This window comes from Bacteroides sp. Phil13, assembly GCF_001940965.1.
GTDB lineage: Bacteria > Bacteroidota > Bacteroidia > Bacteroidales > Bacteroidaceae > Bacteroides > Bacteroides intestinalis.
In genome coordinates this window covers 49,735-67,854 of sequence record NZ_MSHA01000074.1, presented here as the reverse complement: position 1 = coordinate 67,854, position 18,120 = coordinate 49,735, and the positions used below count along the sequence as shown (strand labels likewise).

At 39.7% G+C, this 18,120-nt stretch carries 13 protein-coding genes; all 13 read left to right on the top strand.

What is annotated here, in order from left to right; genetic code table 11:
- Positions 1 to 4: 4 nt before the first annotated feature.
- The 13 genes from trpC to BWI44_RS14200 all read left to right on the top strand — a co-directional run bounded on the left by trpC (position 5) and on the right by BWI44_RS14200 (position 18,115).
- Positions 5 to 847: an indole-3-glycerol phosphate synthase TrpC gene (trpC, locus tag BWI44_RS14260; protein WP_021966945.1), complete on the top strand. Its 843-nt coding sequence runs from the start codon at positions 5 to 7 to the stop codon at positions 845 to 847.
- A gap of 54 nt (positions 848 to 901) precedes the next feature.
- Complete coding sequence (locus BWI44_RS14255; RefSeq protein ID WP_117706235.1) at positions 902 to 1,519, top strand: phosphoribosylanthranilate isomerase; 618 nt, start codon at positions 902 to 904, stop codon at positions 1,517 to 1,519.
- Positions 1,520 to 1,534: 15 nt separating this feature from the next.
- Positions 1,535 to 2,311, top strand: a complete 777-nt coding sequence (gene trpA, locus BWI44_RS14250; RefSeq protein WP_138292123.1) for a tryptophan synthase subunit alpha — start codon at positions 1,535 to 1,537, stop codon at positions 2,309 to 2,311.
- A 122-nt stretch (positions 2,312 to 2,433) separates the two neighbouring features.
- The gene (locus BWI44_RS14245; protein ID WP_138292124.1) at positions 2,434 to 3,474 is read left to right on the top strand and encodes an asparaginase; all 1,041 of its coding nucleotides are present in this window, start codon (positions 2,434 to 2,436) and stop codon (positions 3,472 to 3,474) included.
- Between the two features lie 258 nt (positions 3,475 to 3,732).
- Positions 3,733 to 6,498 carry an LruC domain-containing protein gene (locus tag BWI44_RS14240; RefSeq protein WP_286814700.1) on the top strand — a complete coding sequence of 922 codons (2,766 nt, stop codon included), beginning with the start codon at positions 3,733 to 3,735 and terminating at the stop codon, positions 6,496 to 6,498.
- Between the two features lie 185 nt (positions 6,499 to 6,683).
- Complete coding sequence (locus BWI44_RS14235; RefSeq protein ID WP_007662322.1) at positions 6,684 to 9,260, top strand: LruC domain-containing protein; 2,577 nt, start codon at positions 6,684 to 6,686, stop codon at positions 9,258 to 9,260.
- 398 nt (positions 9,261 to 9,658) lie between these two features.
- Positions 9,659 to 10,018: a response regulator gene (locus tag BWI44_RS14230; RefSeq protein WP_007662320.1), complete on the top strand. Its 360-nt coding sequence runs from the start codon at positions 9,659 to 9,661 to the stop codon at positions 10,016 to 10,018.
- 24 nt (positions 10,019 to 10,042) lie between these two features.
- On the top strand, positions 10,043 to 11,215 hold the full coding sequence (locus BWI44_RS14225) for a sugar transferase (protein ID WP_007662319.1): 1,173 nt from the start codon (positions 10,043 to 10,045) through the stop codon (positions 11,213 to 11,215).
- Positions 11,216 to 11,256: 41 nt separating this feature from the next.
- Positions 11,257 to 12,096, top strand: a complete 840-nt coding sequence (locus tag BWI44_RS14220) for a TolC family protein (RefSeq protein ID WP_007662317.1) — start codon at positions 11,257 to 11,259, stop codon at positions 12,094 to 12,096.
- An 11-nt stretch (positions 12,097 to 12,107) separates the two neighbouring features.
- Entirely contained in the window at positions 12,108 to 14,273 is a 2,166-nt protein-coding gene (locus tag BWI44_RS14215) for a GumC family protein (protein ID WP_286814698.1), read from the top strand.
- A 15-nt stretch (positions 14,274 to 14,288) separates the two neighbouring features.
- Complete coding sequence (locus BWI44_RS14210) at positions 14,289 to 15,767, top strand: O-antigen ligase family protein (protein ID WP_118423547.1); 1,479 nt, start codon at positions 14,289 to 14,291, stop codon at positions 15,765 to 15,767.
- Between the two features lie 9 nt (positions 15,768 to 15,776).
- Positions 15,777 to 17,003: a glycosyltransferase family 2 protein gene (locus tag BWI44_RS14205; RefSeq protein ID WP_007662313.1), complete on the top strand. Its 1,227-nt coding sequence runs from the start codon at positions 15,777 to 15,779 to the stop codon at positions 17,001 to 17,003.
- A complete protein-coding gene (locus tag BWI44_RS14200) occupies positions 17,000 to 18,115 on the top strand; it encodes a glycosyltransferase family 4 protein (RefSeq protein WP_007662312.1) in 1,116 nt (371 codons plus the stop codon). Before BWI44_RS14205 ends, BWI44_RS14200 begins: the two co-directional genes overlap by 4 nt.
- Positions 18,116 to 18,120 lie beyond the last annotated feature (5 nt).

Here is an 18,120-nt window from a genome sequence, read left to right as displayed (position 1 = left end):
ATTTATGAAAGATATTTTATCCGAAATCATCGCCCACAAGCGGATTGAGATTGAGCAGCAAAAGCAAGCAGTCTCCCTCAGTCAATTGCAAGAGCAAGCTGCTGCCATGATGCAGGAAGCTGTCGGAAGCGGAACTTCCGGCACAACGCCCGTCCGCAGCATGAAACGTGCACTCGCAAACTCTTCATCCGGCATCATTGCCGAGTTCAAACGCCGTTCCCCTTCCAAAGGCTGGATCAAGGAAAACGCACAGGCCGAGCTCATTCCCCCTGCTTATGAAACAGCCGGAGCTTCCGCCCTCTCCATCCTCACGGATGAAAAGTTCTTCGGCGGAACTCTGCGTGACATCCGTACAGCACGCCCGTTGGTCAACATCCCGATCCTGCGTAAGGACTTCATCATCGACAAATATCAGCTTTTGCAAGCCCGCATTGTAGGTGCCGATGCAGTGCTGCTCATTGCCGCCTGCCTCACACCTGATGAGTGCCACACGCTCACCATACAGGCACACGAACTGGGGCTTGAAGTTCTGCTCGAAGTACATAGTACCTCCGAACTCTCCTATATATATAAGGAGACGGATATGGTCGGCGTCAACAACCGTAATCTGGGCAGCTTCGTCACCAATATAGAAAACTCTTTCCGCATTGCAGAAGAGTTAAAAAAGGCTATTGCTGAAATTGATTTTCAGACGCCTCCGCTGCTCGTTTCCGAAAGTGGTATTTCGCACCCTGAAACCATCCGTGAACTACGCTCGGCAGGCTTCCGTGGTTTCCTTATGGGAGAGACATTCATGCGTACAGACGATCCCGGGAGCACATTGGAAGAACTCATTCACGGTATATAAATTTGGAAATTCACACATGATTTCATATATTCGTGATTTTTAAGGTATAAGCCCATGAATACAATGATCAAAGTATGCGGAATGACCGATGCAGACAACATCCGCGATGTAGAAGTATTAGGTGTAGATATGATCGGTTTTATCTTCTACCCCAAATCCCCCAGATACCTGTACCAGATACCCAGGTACCTGCCTACGCTTGCCAAACGTGTCGGTGTTTTTGTCAACGAAACCAAAGAAAACATCCTTATGTATGTCGACCGTTTCGGTCTGAACTATGTCCAGCTGCACGGTGACGAATCACCCGAATATTGCCGCACCCTTCATTCACAGGGTATCCGGATCATCAAAGCGTTTTCCATCGCCTTGCCCAAGGATCTTCTTGCCATTTTCAATTATGAAGGTTTCTGCGACTACTATCTGTTCGATACACGTACCGTCCACTATGGTGGTTCCGGACAGCAATTCGACTGGAGCATTCTGCAACGTTACACTGGCAGTACCCCTTTCCTGCTTAGCGGTGGCATCAATTCTTACAGCGTCAAAGCCCTGAAAGAGTTCCACCATCCCCGCCTTACCGGTATCGATATCAACAGTCGCTTCGAGACATCTCCGGGCATCAAGGATGTGGAACGGATCGAACGTTTTCTCAAAGAATTAAGAACGAATTAAATTTAGAATAACATCATGAATCGTATAAATCAACTTTTTCAGGACAGCCCTAAAAACTTGCTGTCCATCTACTTCTGTGCCGGTTGCCCAACCCTGGAAGGTACTGCCGACGTCATCCGTACCCTCGAACGCAATGGGGTCCATTCGATTGAAATCGGTATTCCCTTCAGTGACCCGATGGCTGACGGCATCGTTATTCAGGAAGCTGCTACCCGTGCTCTCCGCAACGGTATGTCGCTGCGTATTTTGTTTGAGCAACTCCGCGATATCCGTAGCGATGTCCGTATTCCTCTCATCCTGATGGGGTATCTCAACCCTATTATGAAATTCGGGTTCGAGGCTTTCTGTCAGAAATGCGTAGAATGTGGTATCGACGGCGTTATTATTCCCGATCTTCCCTTCAAAGATTACGAAGAAACGTATAAACCTATTGCCGACCGTTACGACATCCGTGTCATCATGCTCATCACCCCCGAAACCAGCGAGGCTCGCGTCCGCGAAATCGACGAACATACCGACGGCTTCATCTATATGGTGTCCAGCGCTGCTACTACCGGTGCCCAAAAAGATTTCGATAACCAGAAGCAAGCTTATTTCAAAAAGATACAGGATATGCACCTGCGCAATCCCCGCATGGTTGGCTTCGGCATCAGTAACAAACAGACATTTGACGCCGCTTGTGCCAACTCTTCCGGTGCTATCATCGGTAGCCGATTCGTCACCCTGCTGAACGAAGCTGAAGGAGATGCGGAAAAGGCGATCACACAGTTGAAAGAAAATGTAGGAAGGTGATAAGGTGGTAGGGTGATAGAGTGATCGGGTGATAAAGGCAGCAATATCATCTTACCACCCTACCACCCTATCACTTTTTTTCCTATCTTTGCACTCAGAATAATCAAAACCCGATTATGTTTATGAAGATCGACTACCCATCTGTGTTACTGATATATACTGGCGGAACCATCGGTATGATAGAAAACCCGGAGACAGGTGCGCTTGAAAATTTCAACTTCGACCATCTTCTCAAACATGTTCCCGAACTGAAACGTTTCAATTATCGCATCTCTTCCTACCAGTTCGATCCGCCCATCGACTCTTCGGACATGGAGCCTTCGCTTTGGGCAAAAATCGTAAAGATTATCAACTACAATTATGACTATTTCGACGGTTTTGTTATCCTTCATGGAACAGATACCATGTCTTATACGGCCTCTGCCCTCAGCTTCATGCTCGAGAACCTGGCTAAGCCCGTCATTCTCACAGGCTCCCAGCTCCCTATCGGTACCTTGCGCACAGACGGAAAAGAAAACCTGATAACTTCTATAGAAATAGCTGCGGCCAAGAATCCCGACGGTACTCCCATAGTGCCCGAAGTGTGTATCTTTTTCGAGAACGAACTGATGCGTGGAAACCGTACTACAAAGATTAACGCCGAAAACTTTAACGCATTCCGTTCATTCAATTATCCCTCACTGGCTCATGCAGGCATCCACATCAAGTACGATGCACATATCATCCGCCGTCCTGATCCGACACGCCCCATGAAGCCCCATTATCTGTTTGATACCAATGTAGTTATGCTTACCCTCTTTCCCGGCATTCAGGAAAGTATCATCAACTCAGTTCTTCACGTCCCCGGTCTTAAAGCAGTCGTACTCAAAACCTTCGGTTCCGGTAATGCCCCTCAGAAGGAATGGTTCATCCAGCAACTCAAAGATGCTACCGAGCGCGGTATCATTATTGTAAATATTACCCAATGCCAGCGTGGCGTAGTAGAAATGGGACGTTACGAGACCGGTCTGAAACTTCTCCAGGCAGGCGTTATCAGTGGCTACGACAGTACCCCCGAATGCGCAGTCACCAAACTAATGTTCCTTCTCGGCCATGGTCTCAGCCAGGCAGAAATCCGTTACCGCATGAACTCCGACCTTGCGGGAGAAATCACCAAAGCATAAACCATAGCCAGACGACCTTAAAGGCTAAAAAAATCAACTTTCCCCTTCTTTCCAAAATTCCGATAACTATAAAACTATTAAAGTTAAAAGGAAAAATGAGCAATTAGCTGTTACATAGGCTGAAATGTTCCACTAAACATATTTTAAGTAAAACACAACCAAAGTTGTTAAAAGACATAATTTGCAACTAAAACTTGAATAATTTATTTATCTTTGAGCCACAAAAGCTAACCAATATAACATAAAAATAAGAGAAGTATGAAAATTTTTAAACGCTATTACGCAATTATTGCTCTCGTAGCTCCCTTTTTATTAGCGGCTTGCGCAGACAATGATGTGTATAACCCCGACAAGGTACGCCCTGTACCCCCCGTTGAGAATCCTTTAGGAGAGGACTTTGTGGCTCCAACTGGTTTCGACTGGTCAATGATTACTACTGTCAAGTTGAACATCGAAGTCAAAGATGAGTTCAACGGAATGTACAACTATTTGGCAGAAGTTTTCACTACTAATCCGCTGACCGATGCAACTGCAACTCCTATTGCTGCAGACTATGCAAAGGCTGGAAAAAATTATGTTGTAGAAATTAGCATTCCTAAATCCATAGAACGAGTTTATGTTCGTCAAACTGATCCGAAACAACGCAAGGAAGTCTATGAATTCGTTGTTCCGGGAAATGGAGAGACATTAAATTGTAAACTGTATTATTCAGGAGGTACCACTACGAGAGCTGGTACTGGTAGTACTTCGGCCGCTAATGCTGCTATTGCTGCAGGTTTTAAAGAGTTGGAAGACAACAATTACACAGTAGAAACCCCTGATATTCCGACAGCTCCGGACAAATCGGACGATCCTGTGAGCCAATACGATAAAAATAAGTTCAATGATGGAGCAAGAATCGTTGTCCCAGCTGGAGAAGTAAGCAGTGTAATCTACCAGATGGCCAGCGGTAAAGGTACGATTTTTGTAAAAGGTACATGGAAAGTAACTAATATCTATTCTAACTTTGACATTTACGTATTAAACGGAGGTAAAATAGAAATTGCAACTCCAAGTAATAAGACATTTACAACTGTTTCTAAATTTGTTGTAGAAAAAGGTGGTACAGTTGAATGTACAAGTAATTTTGCTGCCAATTATGGTGATTGGTTCATTGGAGGAGACTTTATTGCAAATGGAGACGTAACATTTGGAGCATCAACTTCATCAGTGACTATCGCCTCCGGTGTAACAATGTCCATCAACAACGGTACGCTCAAACCATGTAGTAAGGTCTATAAGAACTTTGGTACGATTACGGCTGCCACTATTACTGCAAATATGGGTTCATATCCGGAGATTTACAATGCCGGCGCAATCGAGGTTGCCGGAGTCATGGATCTTGTTAAAATGAACTTCATTAATAAAGGTGAACTTACAGTTGGACAATGGTTTAAGGTAGATAACAGCAAAGTACTGAACAAAGGTCAGCTTTCATCCCTGAACCTTGAGTTCACCACCAGTACCTTCAGTAATTATGGAGCAATTTTAGTAGACGAACAAACCGGTGTCATAAAGACTAATAACACATCAAATGGCAGCTTCATAGTAAATCATGACAAAGGCATTATTAAAGGATATCACCTGAGTGGAGGAGTTTCCGTCTATAATGACAGTTATGGCGAATTCACAATATTCGAGAATTCCTCAGTTGACATGCTATATAATAGTTGTGCACTAATAGTAAAGGAGAAATTCAATTGGGGAAATGTGACACTTGACAATGGCTCCATCACTGGAGAGAAACCCGAGAACCTAAATACCTCCGGAAGTAATGCCGACCAGTGGAAGCCGGTTCCAGTAGTTATGAGTAATGATAGTCCAATACAATATATTCTGAAGAACGGTTCAGTAATCAAAGCTACTTTGTTACATATCAACAGGACTCCAAGCAATTTCAGGGGAGAAGGAAGCAACCCCTCTTTGTTGCAGGTTGGAGGAGTGCGTATATCTCAAGGAGGCGACACTAATTTAAAGGACTTGGTTATAGAAATGCCTGAAAACGCATTTACCTATGATCCTCCTTATAATGGCATAAATAATGCCAAATGGCTTACAAGCGGATGTTCAACTACCGGATGGGGAGGATCAAAGAATACATTTTCTACTTGTGGTGGCTATTACTATTCTGGTAATGAAGGTGATCCTGACCCGGAAGATCCCGAAAAACCGGACGTAGAGGATAAGACCGTTTATACTTATGCCTTTGAAGATCAATGGCCTGCTTATGGTGACTTCGACATGAATGACATTGTTGTCAGCATTGACAAGATGACTGCAACCAATGATAACAAGAAACTGTCTATTAAGGGACATATTCGTGCGGTTGGTTCCAGTCGTAAAACTGGTGTAGGTATCCAATTCTTAAACGTAAGCAGTAGCGGAGTAACCCTTGCAGGAAAAGTACAAAACGGTACTCCTGTTTTCGAAAGCGGTCAAAATAATCCGGTTGTAATTATTAGCATCAATGCACACAAGCATTGCAACCCCAATATTGCAGATGATGATTTTTCATTCTATAATACCATTCCAAGTGCTGGAAGTCAATATAATGGCAATGGAGCTGAATTTGAAATCATAATGACATTCCCAACTGCTGAAGAAGCTACCAAAGCTATGAATGTCAAAAATTTGGATGTATTCATCATCAGTAAAGAAGCCCAAGGAAATATAGGCCGCACAGAAGTACACATGGCCAATTATGCTCCTACTAATTTAGGTACTACAGCATTATTTGGAATGAGCAATGACGCCTCTGCAAACAATACTATGCTCAATGTCTCCAAGAAAGGCTACTATATTAGTACTGAGGGCTTGGCATGGGGAATTTGTATTCCAAACACTGAAGTTTGGAAATGGCCAAAGGAATACATGATGATAACAGGCGTCTATCCTGATTTTAAAAATTGGGTAATCAATGGTGGACAAACAGAAGATTTAGATTGGATATCCAATCACACAAATGACATATTTGTCAATCCCTAATAACATATTAAAGGATTTTCATATTAAAGCCGGAAGTTAACTTCCGGCTTTTTTTGGATCAAAAAAACAACTACGATAAACTTTATTTCACAAATAATCCCCAAAAACCCAAAAAGTTGAATTTTCTATTTATCTTTGTTGCGTAAAAGGCAAACTAATATCACACGATTTATAAATGTATAATTATGAGAATTCTAAAACACGATTATCTAATTATTGCCCTTGCTGCTCCTCTATTATTTATAGCTTGCGCAGACAATGATGTATACGACCCCGATAGGGTCCGCCCTGTAGCACCGGTAGAGAACCCTCTAGGAGATGATTTCGTAGCCCCTGATGGCTTCGACTGGTCAATGCTCGCAACTGTCAAGTTAAACATTGAAGTAAAAGACAAATTCAATGGGCAGTATAAGTACCTAATAGAAATATTCACAAGAAATCCATTGTCAGATGCAACTGCAACGCCACTTGCAGCAGGGTATGCTAAAAGCGGTACTAATTATACAACAGAAATTAGTATACCTAAATCTATCGAACATTTATTTATTCGTCAGACCGACCCGAAACAACGCCAAACTGTATATCAATATATAACACCTAAAGACGGTAATACATTAAGTTGCCAATTATACTATCCAGTTACCCAGACTCGTACACTCAATATTCCCGGAAAAAGCGGTTGGGATCGCATCTCTTCATTAGTAAAGGAGTACAGTGGAGAGCAAGAAACCTCAATAAATGAATTAGTTGAAAATCCGGAGTTTGAGCCCTATTCCAATAACCAATTAAAAAACGGAGCTGTATATGTTATTAAAAGCGGAGATGTATTTAGTGGACAACTGACAAACTATAATGGTAAAGCTACCGTCATTGTAAGAGGAACATGGAACATGAATAGCACTCCTCAAGGCTTAGATATTTATGTAACAAACGGCGGTCAAATTACAGGCCAGCCTTATATGGGTGACAGATGTAGCCTAGAGATACAAAAAGGCGGCTTCATAAATAGCCAGTCATTTCAAACCCAAACGAATATCTCTGTGAAAAATTTTGGGACTTTTAAAGTTAGTGGAAATATATCATTTAATACCGGTTCCAGTCTGTATAATGACAAAAATGCAACCTTTACCACAGCTGCCGACATAAACTTTGGACAAGCACAAATTACTGTCAGGAATTTTGGAACAATTACTGCACAAAATGCCAAAGACATCAACTCAGGTGTCATATACAATGCAGAAAATGCCACATTCACCATAGTTCAAGATGTAGATGTGACATCCACTCAGATTTTAAATCATGGTGTAATGCGGGTGGGAGCATTCAAGACAAACAGCAATCTAAACTCCATCATCGCAAATTATGGAACCGGAACAATCATAGCAGACAAAGTTATTGGTGGCGCAATAGTCATCAATGACAACCTTTTTGAATTAAACACTTTTGATTGCAGCAACCATACAGCTGCCACACTTTACAACAATTGTACACTTATTGCCAAGACATCTATTGTTTTGGGAAATCTGATAATGGATAGTGGTTCTATCACCGGAAAAAGAACCAGTGATAAAGAATGGGAATCAGCCCCAAGTGTAAGAATAATCAATGAAACTACGCAAGAACTCTATAACGGTTCTATCATAAAAGCAATAAATTTCTATACAGGAAACACATGCACTATCATAGGTAGTAAAACAGAAGAGGCATCTATGATTCAAGCCCAAAAATTCATATACACAGGTACCACCCATATAAAAGAGAATTTAATACTCGACAGAGAAAAAGAATATTATAATGAAGAACCAGTGCCCAGTAATAACCCATGGATGGTAGATAAAGCCGCTACAGTGGTTACAACAGAATATGGCACAGCCTCCAACCCCATCAATAATTGCAGCGGAACAGTATATCCAGGGAATCCCGGCACTATCGATCCGGAAGATCCCCCAAAACCAGATACAGGAGACAACACCATTTACACCTATGCATTTGAAGACCAATGGCCTGCCTATGGAGACTTTGATATGAATGATGTAATAATCACCATTGATAAGATAAGTACTACCAATAAGGACAAGCAAGTCTCTATTCAAGGACATGTACGCGCCGTTGGTGCCAGTCGAAAAACTGGCATAGGAATCCAGTTTCTAAATGTAAAAAGTAGTGGAGTGACTATTAGTGGAAAAGTACAAAGTGGCAATCCTATATTTGAGGCAGGTCAGAACAATCCTGTCGTAATCCTTTGTACGAATGCCCATAAATTCTGCAAACCCAATATCACAGATAATGATTTTGCTTTTTATTGCACCGTCCCCGGCGACAATAGTGAAGGAGATGGGGCCGAGTTTGAAATAAAAATGATGTTCCCGACAGCAGAAGAAGCAGCTCAAGCTGCTAATATCAAAAATATAGATGTATTCATCATAACTCAGGACGGTCATGGAATTATAGGACGTACAGAAGTACACATGGCACACTATGCCCCTACTAATTTAGGAACTAAGGAATTATTGGGGATGAGTAATGACGCCTCTGAATACAACAACATGCTTAAGCTCCCGAAAAAAGGCTACTATCTCAGCACCGAAGGACTGGCATGGGGTATTTGTATTCCGAATACCGAAGTATGGAAATGGCCAAAAGAGTACAATCCGATAACCAATGTCTACCCCAAATTCAAAGACTGGGTAATAAATGGTGGAAAAGCAGAAGACCTAAATTGGATATCTGACCACAATAATAACATCTTCGTAAAACCTTAACAATGGATAAAATAAATTTCCAAAAGCCGGAGTTTTTTTCGGCTTTTGGAATTTATCCAAGTATCACCCCGCTTACATGGTATCTTTTCTTTTATCAAGAGGCTAAAGAATTAGAATTCATTATTTGATGATTTTAAAGATAAACTTGCTTCATCTAACCTCAACAAAGCGTTAAATAGAGTTAACTCACAAGTAATTCTTCCCCTATACAAATATTATTAGCGCAAATAAGCGTATTTTTGCTTAAGATCAAACTTAATCAATATATTTATGGAAAAGAATAAGATTCAGTTGATTTCATTGCTTGTAAAATCTGCAAAGAGCACAGTATCATGACAAGCAAATAGATTTACAACCATATAACGAATAACAGGTGTAGAATAATATAACTTACGATAATGAAACAGATATTATTAGTAGATGATAAAGCCTCCATAGGCAAAGTGCTCTCTATGTACTTGGGAAAAGAGTATGATTTTGTATATTGCGAAGATCCCTTAAAAGCTATTGACTGGTTACACGAAGGCAACGAACCAGATTTAATCATATCCGATATCCGTATGCCCAAAATGACAGGTTCAGAATTTCTCCATTACCTTAAGAGTAATGAGTTATTTAAGCATATTCCAGTTATGATGCTATCCAGTGAAGAAAGCACAACCGAACGTATCCGTCTACTTGAGGAAGGAGCAGTAGATTACATTCTGAAACCTTTCAATCCCATGGAATTGAAAGTACGCTTAAAGAAGTTCATCTAATTAACACAAAACACGTAAAAGGACATGTTATACTACATTTATATCGGAAGTAACCGAATTATCATTGATCACCTGAGCAAGGTTACAGGTGGCATGTTCGTGGCCGTCTCTTCATCTCAGAAAGCGGCAAAAGTGATTGACGGTATTCGTGAACGGTATAACATATCTATCCTTTACGAACAAACAGATGTACGTGAAGCGGACTGTATTGAAATTACTTATTTGCGTAAGCGTTATCCCCGGGTTTATATCACCCTCATAACCGAAGCTCTAAAGTCTGAAAACAGGAAAGCTTATTTGCAAGCCGGAGTTAATAATACGCTTCCACCACATGCAGAAGAAGATAGTATTCAACGCATGAACGCATATCTCAAGGCACGCAAGGAAAGCAAGCTAAAAGAATTTAGCGAGACGCACCGCAAGATATTGAATACATACCACCTCCCCATGTGGAAGCGCACATTCGATATACTCTTTGCGAGTACTGCTGTTATTATTCTTTCTCCTATTTTAATTGGTACAGCCATTGCTATTCGTTTGGAAAGCAAAGGAAAAGTTATCTATAAATCACAGCGTGTTGGCTCTAACTATCAGATTTTCGATTTTCTGAAATTCCGTTCCATGTATACCAATGCAGACAAACGGCTGAAAGAGCTGAATGCCCTCAATCAATATCAGATTGAAGAAGTTGAAAGTTCCGATGAAGGTCCTGAAATCCGTTTCGATGACCTTGCCGGAACACCAGATGAAGAAGAAAGCTTGTTGATTTCAGATGACTTTGTTATTTCTGAGGAAGATTTCATCAAAAAGAAAGAGAAAACAAAGGAGAATACATTCGTTAAACTTGAAAATGATCCACGTGTTACTCGTGTGGGACGTATCATCCGTAAATATAGTATTGATGAATTGCCACAGCTATTCAATATACTAAAAGGTGATATGAGTATTGTAGGTAATCGCCCTCTCCCACTTTACGAAGCTGAGTTACTGACCAGTGATGCCTATATTGACCGATTCATGGCTCCGGCAGGTTTAACTGGATTGTGGCAAGTGGAAAAACGTGGTGGTGCAGGTAAAATGTCTGCTGAGGAAAGAAAACAATTAGATATAAAATATGCAAGAGATTTCTCATTTTGGTTGGATATGAAAATCATTTTTAAGACGTTGACTGCATTTATACAAAAAGAAAATGTTTGATTACAGAGAGAAGTCAGTAAAAATGAACTTAAAATAAAAAGATGATAAAGAAACATATTGTATTCATTGTTTGTAGTGTAATTTTCGTAAGTTTATTTGCTCTTCCAGCTACAGTTATCGCCCAAGAACAGACGATGACTCGTGAGGAACGTATTAAAACCTTGGAACTTCTAAAGATGGAAGATAGTAAATGGGAAAATGCAGCTACAGGACAAACAATGAAAGAACTCCAACTTGAAATTGAAAAAATGGAATTGCCTCCGTTATCTGTTTTTTTGGATGCTGTATCAGAAAATGCAACAGTGAAGAAAGCGCAGTCACAAATTGCCCAAGTTAAAAATGAATATCGTCTTGAGAAACGGGAATGGTGGAATTATTTCCGCCTAAATGCGAACTATGCATTTGGACGTTTTAACACCATTAACGAAAATAGTGAAACATTTGTAGACTGGTACCAGTCAACATCTGTCGGAACGAGACATACATTCAACTTAGGTGCCAGCTTTAGTATAGGGTTAGGCGATTTATTCAATCGACCGATAAAATTGAAAGACTACCGATATAAAATAGAGCAATTGCAATATGCGCAAGATGAAGTTATGGAAGATCGTAAGTTAAAAATTTTAGAAGCTTACAATGCTGTAACGGAACAACTTGCTACAATCAAAGCTAAGGCAGAAACAGCAGCATTATATAATGCACAAATAAAAATTTCAGAATACAATTTTGTTCAAGGAAAAATTACAATAACAGAGTTGGCAGTAGAACGTGCACGACGTTCAGGAGCGGTCACCATCTATGAGCAGGCTCGTGTAGCTTTACATAATTCAATCATTTTACTTGAGATGCTTACAAATGTAAAAATCATCAGAGACAAATAATAAAAGAGCTTATGGATATCCTACTATTTATATCACAATTCCTTTACCGTATTCGCTATTGGCTATTATGGGGAACCCTTTTTGTCACAGGTCTAGTTATTTATTTTACCCAATTCCTTCCTTATAGCTATACTGTTAAAAGCAGCTTATACGCTGGTATTACAAGCTCGACTTCATTGGATGGAGCTGCTGTAAATTTTTCTGTAGTTGCTGCCACTTTCGATAACCTTGTCAATATTGCCAAATCCCGAGGTACATTAGAAAAAGTTTCTTTACGTCTTTTAGCTAGTTCTTATACTCATGGTGAAGAGTGGAAAGACAATCAATACATTCAAGCGAAACACTACCGTCAGTTATTGCAAATAACTCCCAAAGAGGTTATGGAATTGATTGACCGTAAAGACGAAAGCAAAACTTTAGCTAACTTAACAGCCTATAAAAAAAATGATCATAATAATTTTATTTATTCTGTTTTCAATCGTACCATAGCTTTTTACAGCATGGCTGCTTTAGACCGGGTAGAACTTAAGCGCATAGGTAATAGCGATATTTTAGATATCTCCTATACATCTGCAGATCCTGGGTTGACTCAACTAACAGTAGCTTTTCTCATTGAAGAACTTATTAATGCCTACGAAATCCTCCGGTTCAAATCAACAAACGATGTGATTGCCTATTTTGAAGAACAAGTACGATTAGCCAAAGTCAGACTCAGTGAAGAGGAAGATAACCTGATGCACTACAATGTTCAAGAGCGTATTATTAACTACGGTGAAGAAACAAAGGCCTTAGCCGCTACTCGCTATCAAGTAGATGACCGTCTGGAAGCAGCCAAACGAACCTATGAAGGAGCGGTGGCTTTGCGGAAGATGTTAGATGAGAAGATGGATGTACGTGCTCAAATTATCCGTAACAATACCAACTTGTTGCAAGAATTAGATAAAGTCAGCAACTTGAACCAAAGTATTATGGAAAAAGAAATCTTCATTTCGGACAAAAGTAAGTCCAAAAGTGAAGAACTACAAAAAGAGAAGACAGAATTAAGACAAGCTGAAGATCGAATTAGCAGTATTTCAGATAACTTAAATGAATTTGCTTTCACAAAAGAGGGTGTAGGCATTGAAAATATGATTAATGAATGGCTTATAGCATTGGTTAACGAAGCCAGAGCACAAGCCGAGATGAAAGTATTGGAATCACGTCAGCAAGATATATTTGACCAATATAGTCACATGTCTCCTGTTGGTACACAAGTCAATCGCAAAGAACGCGCGATCGACATTGCCGAAGATAATTATCGGACTCAACTAAGTGGACTTGCCAGTGCCAACCTACGTCTGAAGAATATCGAAATGAGTACCAGTAATCTTCAAACTGTAGCACCTCCATCCTATCCTCTTACCGACAATGGGCGTAATCGATTGATGTACATTCTTGCTGCTTTCTTTGGTAGCATGATATTCATCATTCTCTACTTCCTATTAATTGAAGTGTTAGATCATACCCTACGCGATCCTTATCGCAGCAAACGTCTCAGTGGTCTGCCCGTTATTGCTGCTTTCAATGGTATTAGCAACTTAAAATATCGTGGTTTCTTGAAAGCATGTAACCGCCTGGCTGCAGCTTATTGTTGCAACCGCTTGAATAAATATATGAAGGTAGGTGAACCTACAGTTATCAACCTGCTAAGCATCAATTCTCGTGAAGGAAAATCATTCCTTGCTAAATATTTTATCCGTCATTGGGAGTCAGAAGGCCTTCGCGTGCGTCTCGTTACTCACGATTATGATTTTGAGAGTAATGGAAAGCAATATGTACAAGCACAACAATTAAGTGATTTTTGGACGCTCAACGAAGCCGAGAAAACCCCGGATATTATATTAGTAGAGTATCCATCTATCAAAGATTCCAGTATTCCATTGCCTGTACTCCAAAAGGCTGATGTAAACTTATTAATAGCTAATGCCTGTCGTTTATGGCGCGATAGTGATAATACAACATTAGTTCCTTTCAAAGAAGCATTGAGAGACACACCTTTTATGCTTTACCTGAACAATGCTGATCGTGATGTAGTAGAATCATTTACTGGTGAATTACCACCTAAAATGCCGATTCACTCTTTCATCAGCCGGTTGGCGCAATTAGGTCTAACGTCTCAGAAAAATGAGGTTAAATAATATCTTTTGAATATTATGGCATCGAATACTCCATATTTAGTACGTGAACAACCTCCCAAAGCATTAATCTATCTTTTGCTTGTGGCTGGATTGGTAGCTATTACGTATGCCATTATTGCTCAGAAATTATTAATAGCAGTAGCCATTGTCTGCTTACCTATAGTGATTTTAGCTGTAGCCTATGGTTTCCAGAATCCATATTTTGTTTATTTACTATATGCTACCTATGCCTTTTTTTTCACAACTATCTCTCGTTATACTCTTAAAGTTAAGTTAAGCGTTGGGTTGGATATAATATTAGTATATTTATCAGTTTCTCTTTTGGTAGTCTTCTATCTAAAGAAAACTAATTTCAGATTAAAAGATGCTGTTAATATTTTCACTCTAAGTTATATTGCGTGGATTATATTCATTCTGTTACAATTAGCCAACCCGCACATTAATGAAGAAGGTATTACACATGGTATCCGTATCATGATATTAGAAACATTTGTACTGTACATCATTGCATCTATCGTTTCTAATAGTCCAAAAGTATTAAGAAACGGTTTGATACTTATTGGTCTTTTTACTATCATTGCTTTCTTGAAATTAATGTATCAACGATATGTAGGTTTTGACTCATCTGAAAGGTATTGGCTATATGTACAAGAAGCTGCAAAAACTCATATTCTATCAACTGGAATACGCTACTTTTCATATTTTACTGATGCTGGTAACTTTGGTACAGTCATGGGGGCAATAGCAACCGTGTACACTATTATAGGATTCAACACACGCAATCGGAAATTCGCAATCTTTTATCTCAGTATAGCAGCAATGGGAATTATTGGGATGCTTTTTTCCGGTACTCGAGGCGCTCTTGTTGTCCCCTTTGCAGGTCTTGCCTTATACTGCCTGATATGCAAAAGCATTAGAACATTTGCCATCACAATAATTACAGGTTTATGTATTTTTGCATTTCTTGCATTTACTGATATAGGTAATGGCAACTCATTCATTCGACGTGCCCGTACTGCTTTTCGCCCAACAGCAGATGCATCATTCAATGTACGCATCCAAAACAGAAAGGAGATGGCACTATATTTAAAAGATTACCCATTTGGAATAGGTATAGCTAATTCAATACCTAAATTATGGCTAAAACAAGATTTAACATATGAAGAAGGTACCTTACCGCCTGATTCCTATTTTGTTTCCATTTGGATACAAACTGGAATAGTTGGCCTTGTACTGAATATCACCATCTATCTTGTTACATTGTTAGGTTGTTGTTACATTGTAATGTTCAAAGTCAAAGACAGATATTTAAGGCATGAGTTAGCAGCCTTCACATGCACTGTATTTGGTATATTACTAAGTGGTTATACTGGATATGCTCCTGGAATGCCACCTACAAATTTCATAATTGTAGCTATGATAGCCTTTGTAATGAATGGTGCCTATATAGATAAGCAAATCACTCAACAGAAATTAACCATAAACAAGCAATAAATTCATATTATGAACGAAATTTTTTCCATATTCAATCCCGACTGGTGGATGGACGAAAACAATAACGCTTTGCAAATAACAGATGCTATTTTGTTTTTATTCTTGTGTTTACCGGTTTTATATCTTTTCATTTGTGCTCTTTTCTCGTTAGGAAAATACAAAAATCCGTATCCTCCTGCCAAAGAGATACACCGCTTCCTTGTTTTGTTTACGGTATTACGCAACGGTAAAGAAGTTATTCAATCCATTAATCATTTTCTGGATACTCAACTCTATCCACGAGATAAGTATGACATAGCTGTCGCTGCTACCCAACTAGCAGAAGAAGATCTTGTTACCCTACTTCAGATGCCGGTAAATATCGTTGTTCCTGACAAAGAACAATGTACCAAAGTCTACGCCATTCAGCAAGTAATGGAACGTTATTCTCCGGCAGAATACGATATGGTCATCATCTTCAATTCAGACAACCGAATTGTTCCTAATGCTTTAAGCCTATTTAATAACGCATACTATTCGGGATGTGACGCCATTCAGGCACATCGCATGACGGAAAATTTAACTACTAGTATCGCCGTATTGAATGCAACCAGTGAAGAAATAAATAATAATATTTTTCGAAAAGCGCATACCCGTATGGGATTTTCTTCCGCATTAATAGGTTCGGCAATGGCATTCGATTTTGCCATGTTTCATGAAATAGCCCCCAAGCTTAAAGGTTCTGATTTAAGTAAAGCTATGGAAACGGCATTATTGCAACAGAACATCTTTACCGAATATATGGAAGAGGTGGTGTGTTATAGTAAAAAAGAAGAAAGTGCCGACGGATATGAAGCACAACGAATTGGCTGGCTTCGTTCGCAATACAGTAGTACAATATTAGCTCTAAAAAGATTACCTATCACTTTATTGAGAGGTGAATGGGACTATGCCCTTAAACTATTCCAATGGCTGATGCCTTCACGATTCTTACTTATTGCCCTTATTACTCTATGTGCTGTTGGAGTTACTTTCCTCGACTGGACACTCAGTTTTAAATGGTATACTCTTTTAGCAGTTATTGTTATTACATTTTTAATGGCATTGCCTGACGGAGAAGTAAACAAACGTTTCAAGCATTCAATATGGGCATTGCCTATTCTTGTTTTTGCATCTATATTTAGCCATTTCTCTCGTTTTTTCCAGTTCAAAAAGAAAAAGAAAACAAAAAAGTCAGAAGAAAAAAAAAAGGAATGACGATAGCGATTGAAGCTCAACGCATTTTCCGCCCTAACAAGCATGGAATGGACTTTGTTGCTTTAGAAACTATTCGTGAATTACAAAAAAGAAACGACGATAACAAATACTTTGTTATCGTCGCTCCAGGTGAAGATCGTTGTTTGGTAGAGTCAGCTAATCTTTCTATCATAGAATTAAAGTGCCCTACCTATCTATTTTGGGAGCAAGTGGCTCTTCCACGTATTGTAAAAAAATTAAAGGTGGACTTATTACATTGCACTTCGAATACAGCTCCCATACGATGTTCGGTTCCCCTTATATTGACACTTCACGACATTATATATCTGGAACCCAGACAACATCGTAGTCCATCCCTCTATCAAGAAATGGGTTGGCACTATCGCCGCTTGGTCGTTCCCCGTATCCTAAAGAAATGTAAAAAGATTATTACTGTATCACAATTTGAATGTAACCGTATCCGCCACGCCCTCAATATTCCGTCAGAGCGTATCACGGCGATTTATAATGGTTATAATACTTATTTCCGCCAACAATCGGATCTAAATATGGATATCGTCCAAAAATATATTCCTCAAAATGGTTTTCTATTCTTTTTAGGAAATACTGATCCCAAGAAAAATGCAGCGCGAACCTTGAAGGCATATCATCTTTATTTAGAACAGTCTTCCATAAAACGCCCGTTACTCATAGCTGATCTAAAAGAAGAATATATAGACAGTTTATTACAGCAAGAAGGAATTTCAGCCATCAAACCACATTTGTATTTCCCGGGATACATTGCCAACCGGGATTTAGCAACACTTTATAATGCGGCTTTCGCTTTTCTCTATCCTTCGCTTCGTGAAAGCTTCGGTATCCCAATATTGGAAGCAATGGCATGTGGTATCCCGATAATCACCGGAAATACATCCGCCATGCCTGAAATTGCAGGGACTGGAGCACTAACTGTGGATCCTTACAAACCGGAAGAAATTTCCGATGTCTTGTTAAAATTGGAAACAGATTCCACGCTTTATCAAAAGCAGAAAGAATATGGTTTGCTACGTGCACAACAATTCTCATGGGAAAAGACTGCAAGTGAATTGGTTCAATTATACCACACCTTATAACCTTC

Bases quoted from the DNA above. Each gene is read 5' to 3' on its own strand.
- trpC (WP_021966945.1), top strand. From the start codon at position 5: ATGAAAGATATTTTATCCGAAATCATCGCCCACAAGCGGATTGAGATT.
- BWI44_RS14255 (WP_117706235.1), top strand. From the start codon at position 902: ATGAATACAATGATCAAAGTATGCGGAATGACCGATGCAGACAACATC.
- trpA (WP_138292123.1), top strand. From the start codon at position 1,535: ATGAATCGTATAAATCAACTTTTTCAGGACAGCCCTAAAAACTTGCTG.
- BWI44_RS14245 (WP_138292124.1), top strand. From the start codon at position 2,434: ATGAAGATCGACTACCCATCTGTGTTACTGATATATACTGGCGGAACC.
- BWI44_RS14240 (WP_286814700.1), top strand. From the start codon at position 3,733: ATGAAAATTTTTAAACGCTATTACGCAATTATTGCTCTCGTAGCTCCC.
- BWI44_RS14235 (WP_007662322.1), top strand. From the start codon at position 6,684: ATGAGAATTCTAAAACACGATTATCTAATTATTGCCCTTGCTGCTCCT.
- BWI44_RS14230 (WP_007662320.1), top strand. From the start codon at position 9,659: ATGAAACAGATATTATTAGTAGATGATAAAGCCTCCATAGGCAAAGTG.
- BWI44_RS14225 (WP_007662319.1), top strand. From the start codon at position 10,043: ATGTTATACTACATTTATATCGGAAGTAACCGAATTATCATTGATCAC.
- BWI44_RS14220 (WP_007662317.1), top strand. From the start codon at position 11,257: ATGATAAAGAAACATATTGTATTCATTGTTTGTAGTGTAATTTTCGTA.
- BWI44_RS14215 (WP_286814698.1), top strand. From the start codon at position 12,108: ATGGATATCCTACTATTTATATCACAATTCCTTTACCGTATTCGCTAT.
- BWI44_RS14210 (WP_118423547.1), top strand. From the start codon at position 14,289: ATGGCATCGAATACTCCATATTTAGTACGTGAACAACCTCCCAAAGCA.
- BWI44_RS14205 (WP_007662313.1), top strand. From the start codon at position 15,777: ATGAACGAAATTTTTTCCATATTCAATCCCGACTGGTGGATGGACGAA.
- BWI44_RS14200 (WP_007662312.1), top strand. From the start codon at position 17,000: ATGACGATAGCGATTGAAGCTCAACGCATTTTCCGCCCTAACAAGCAT.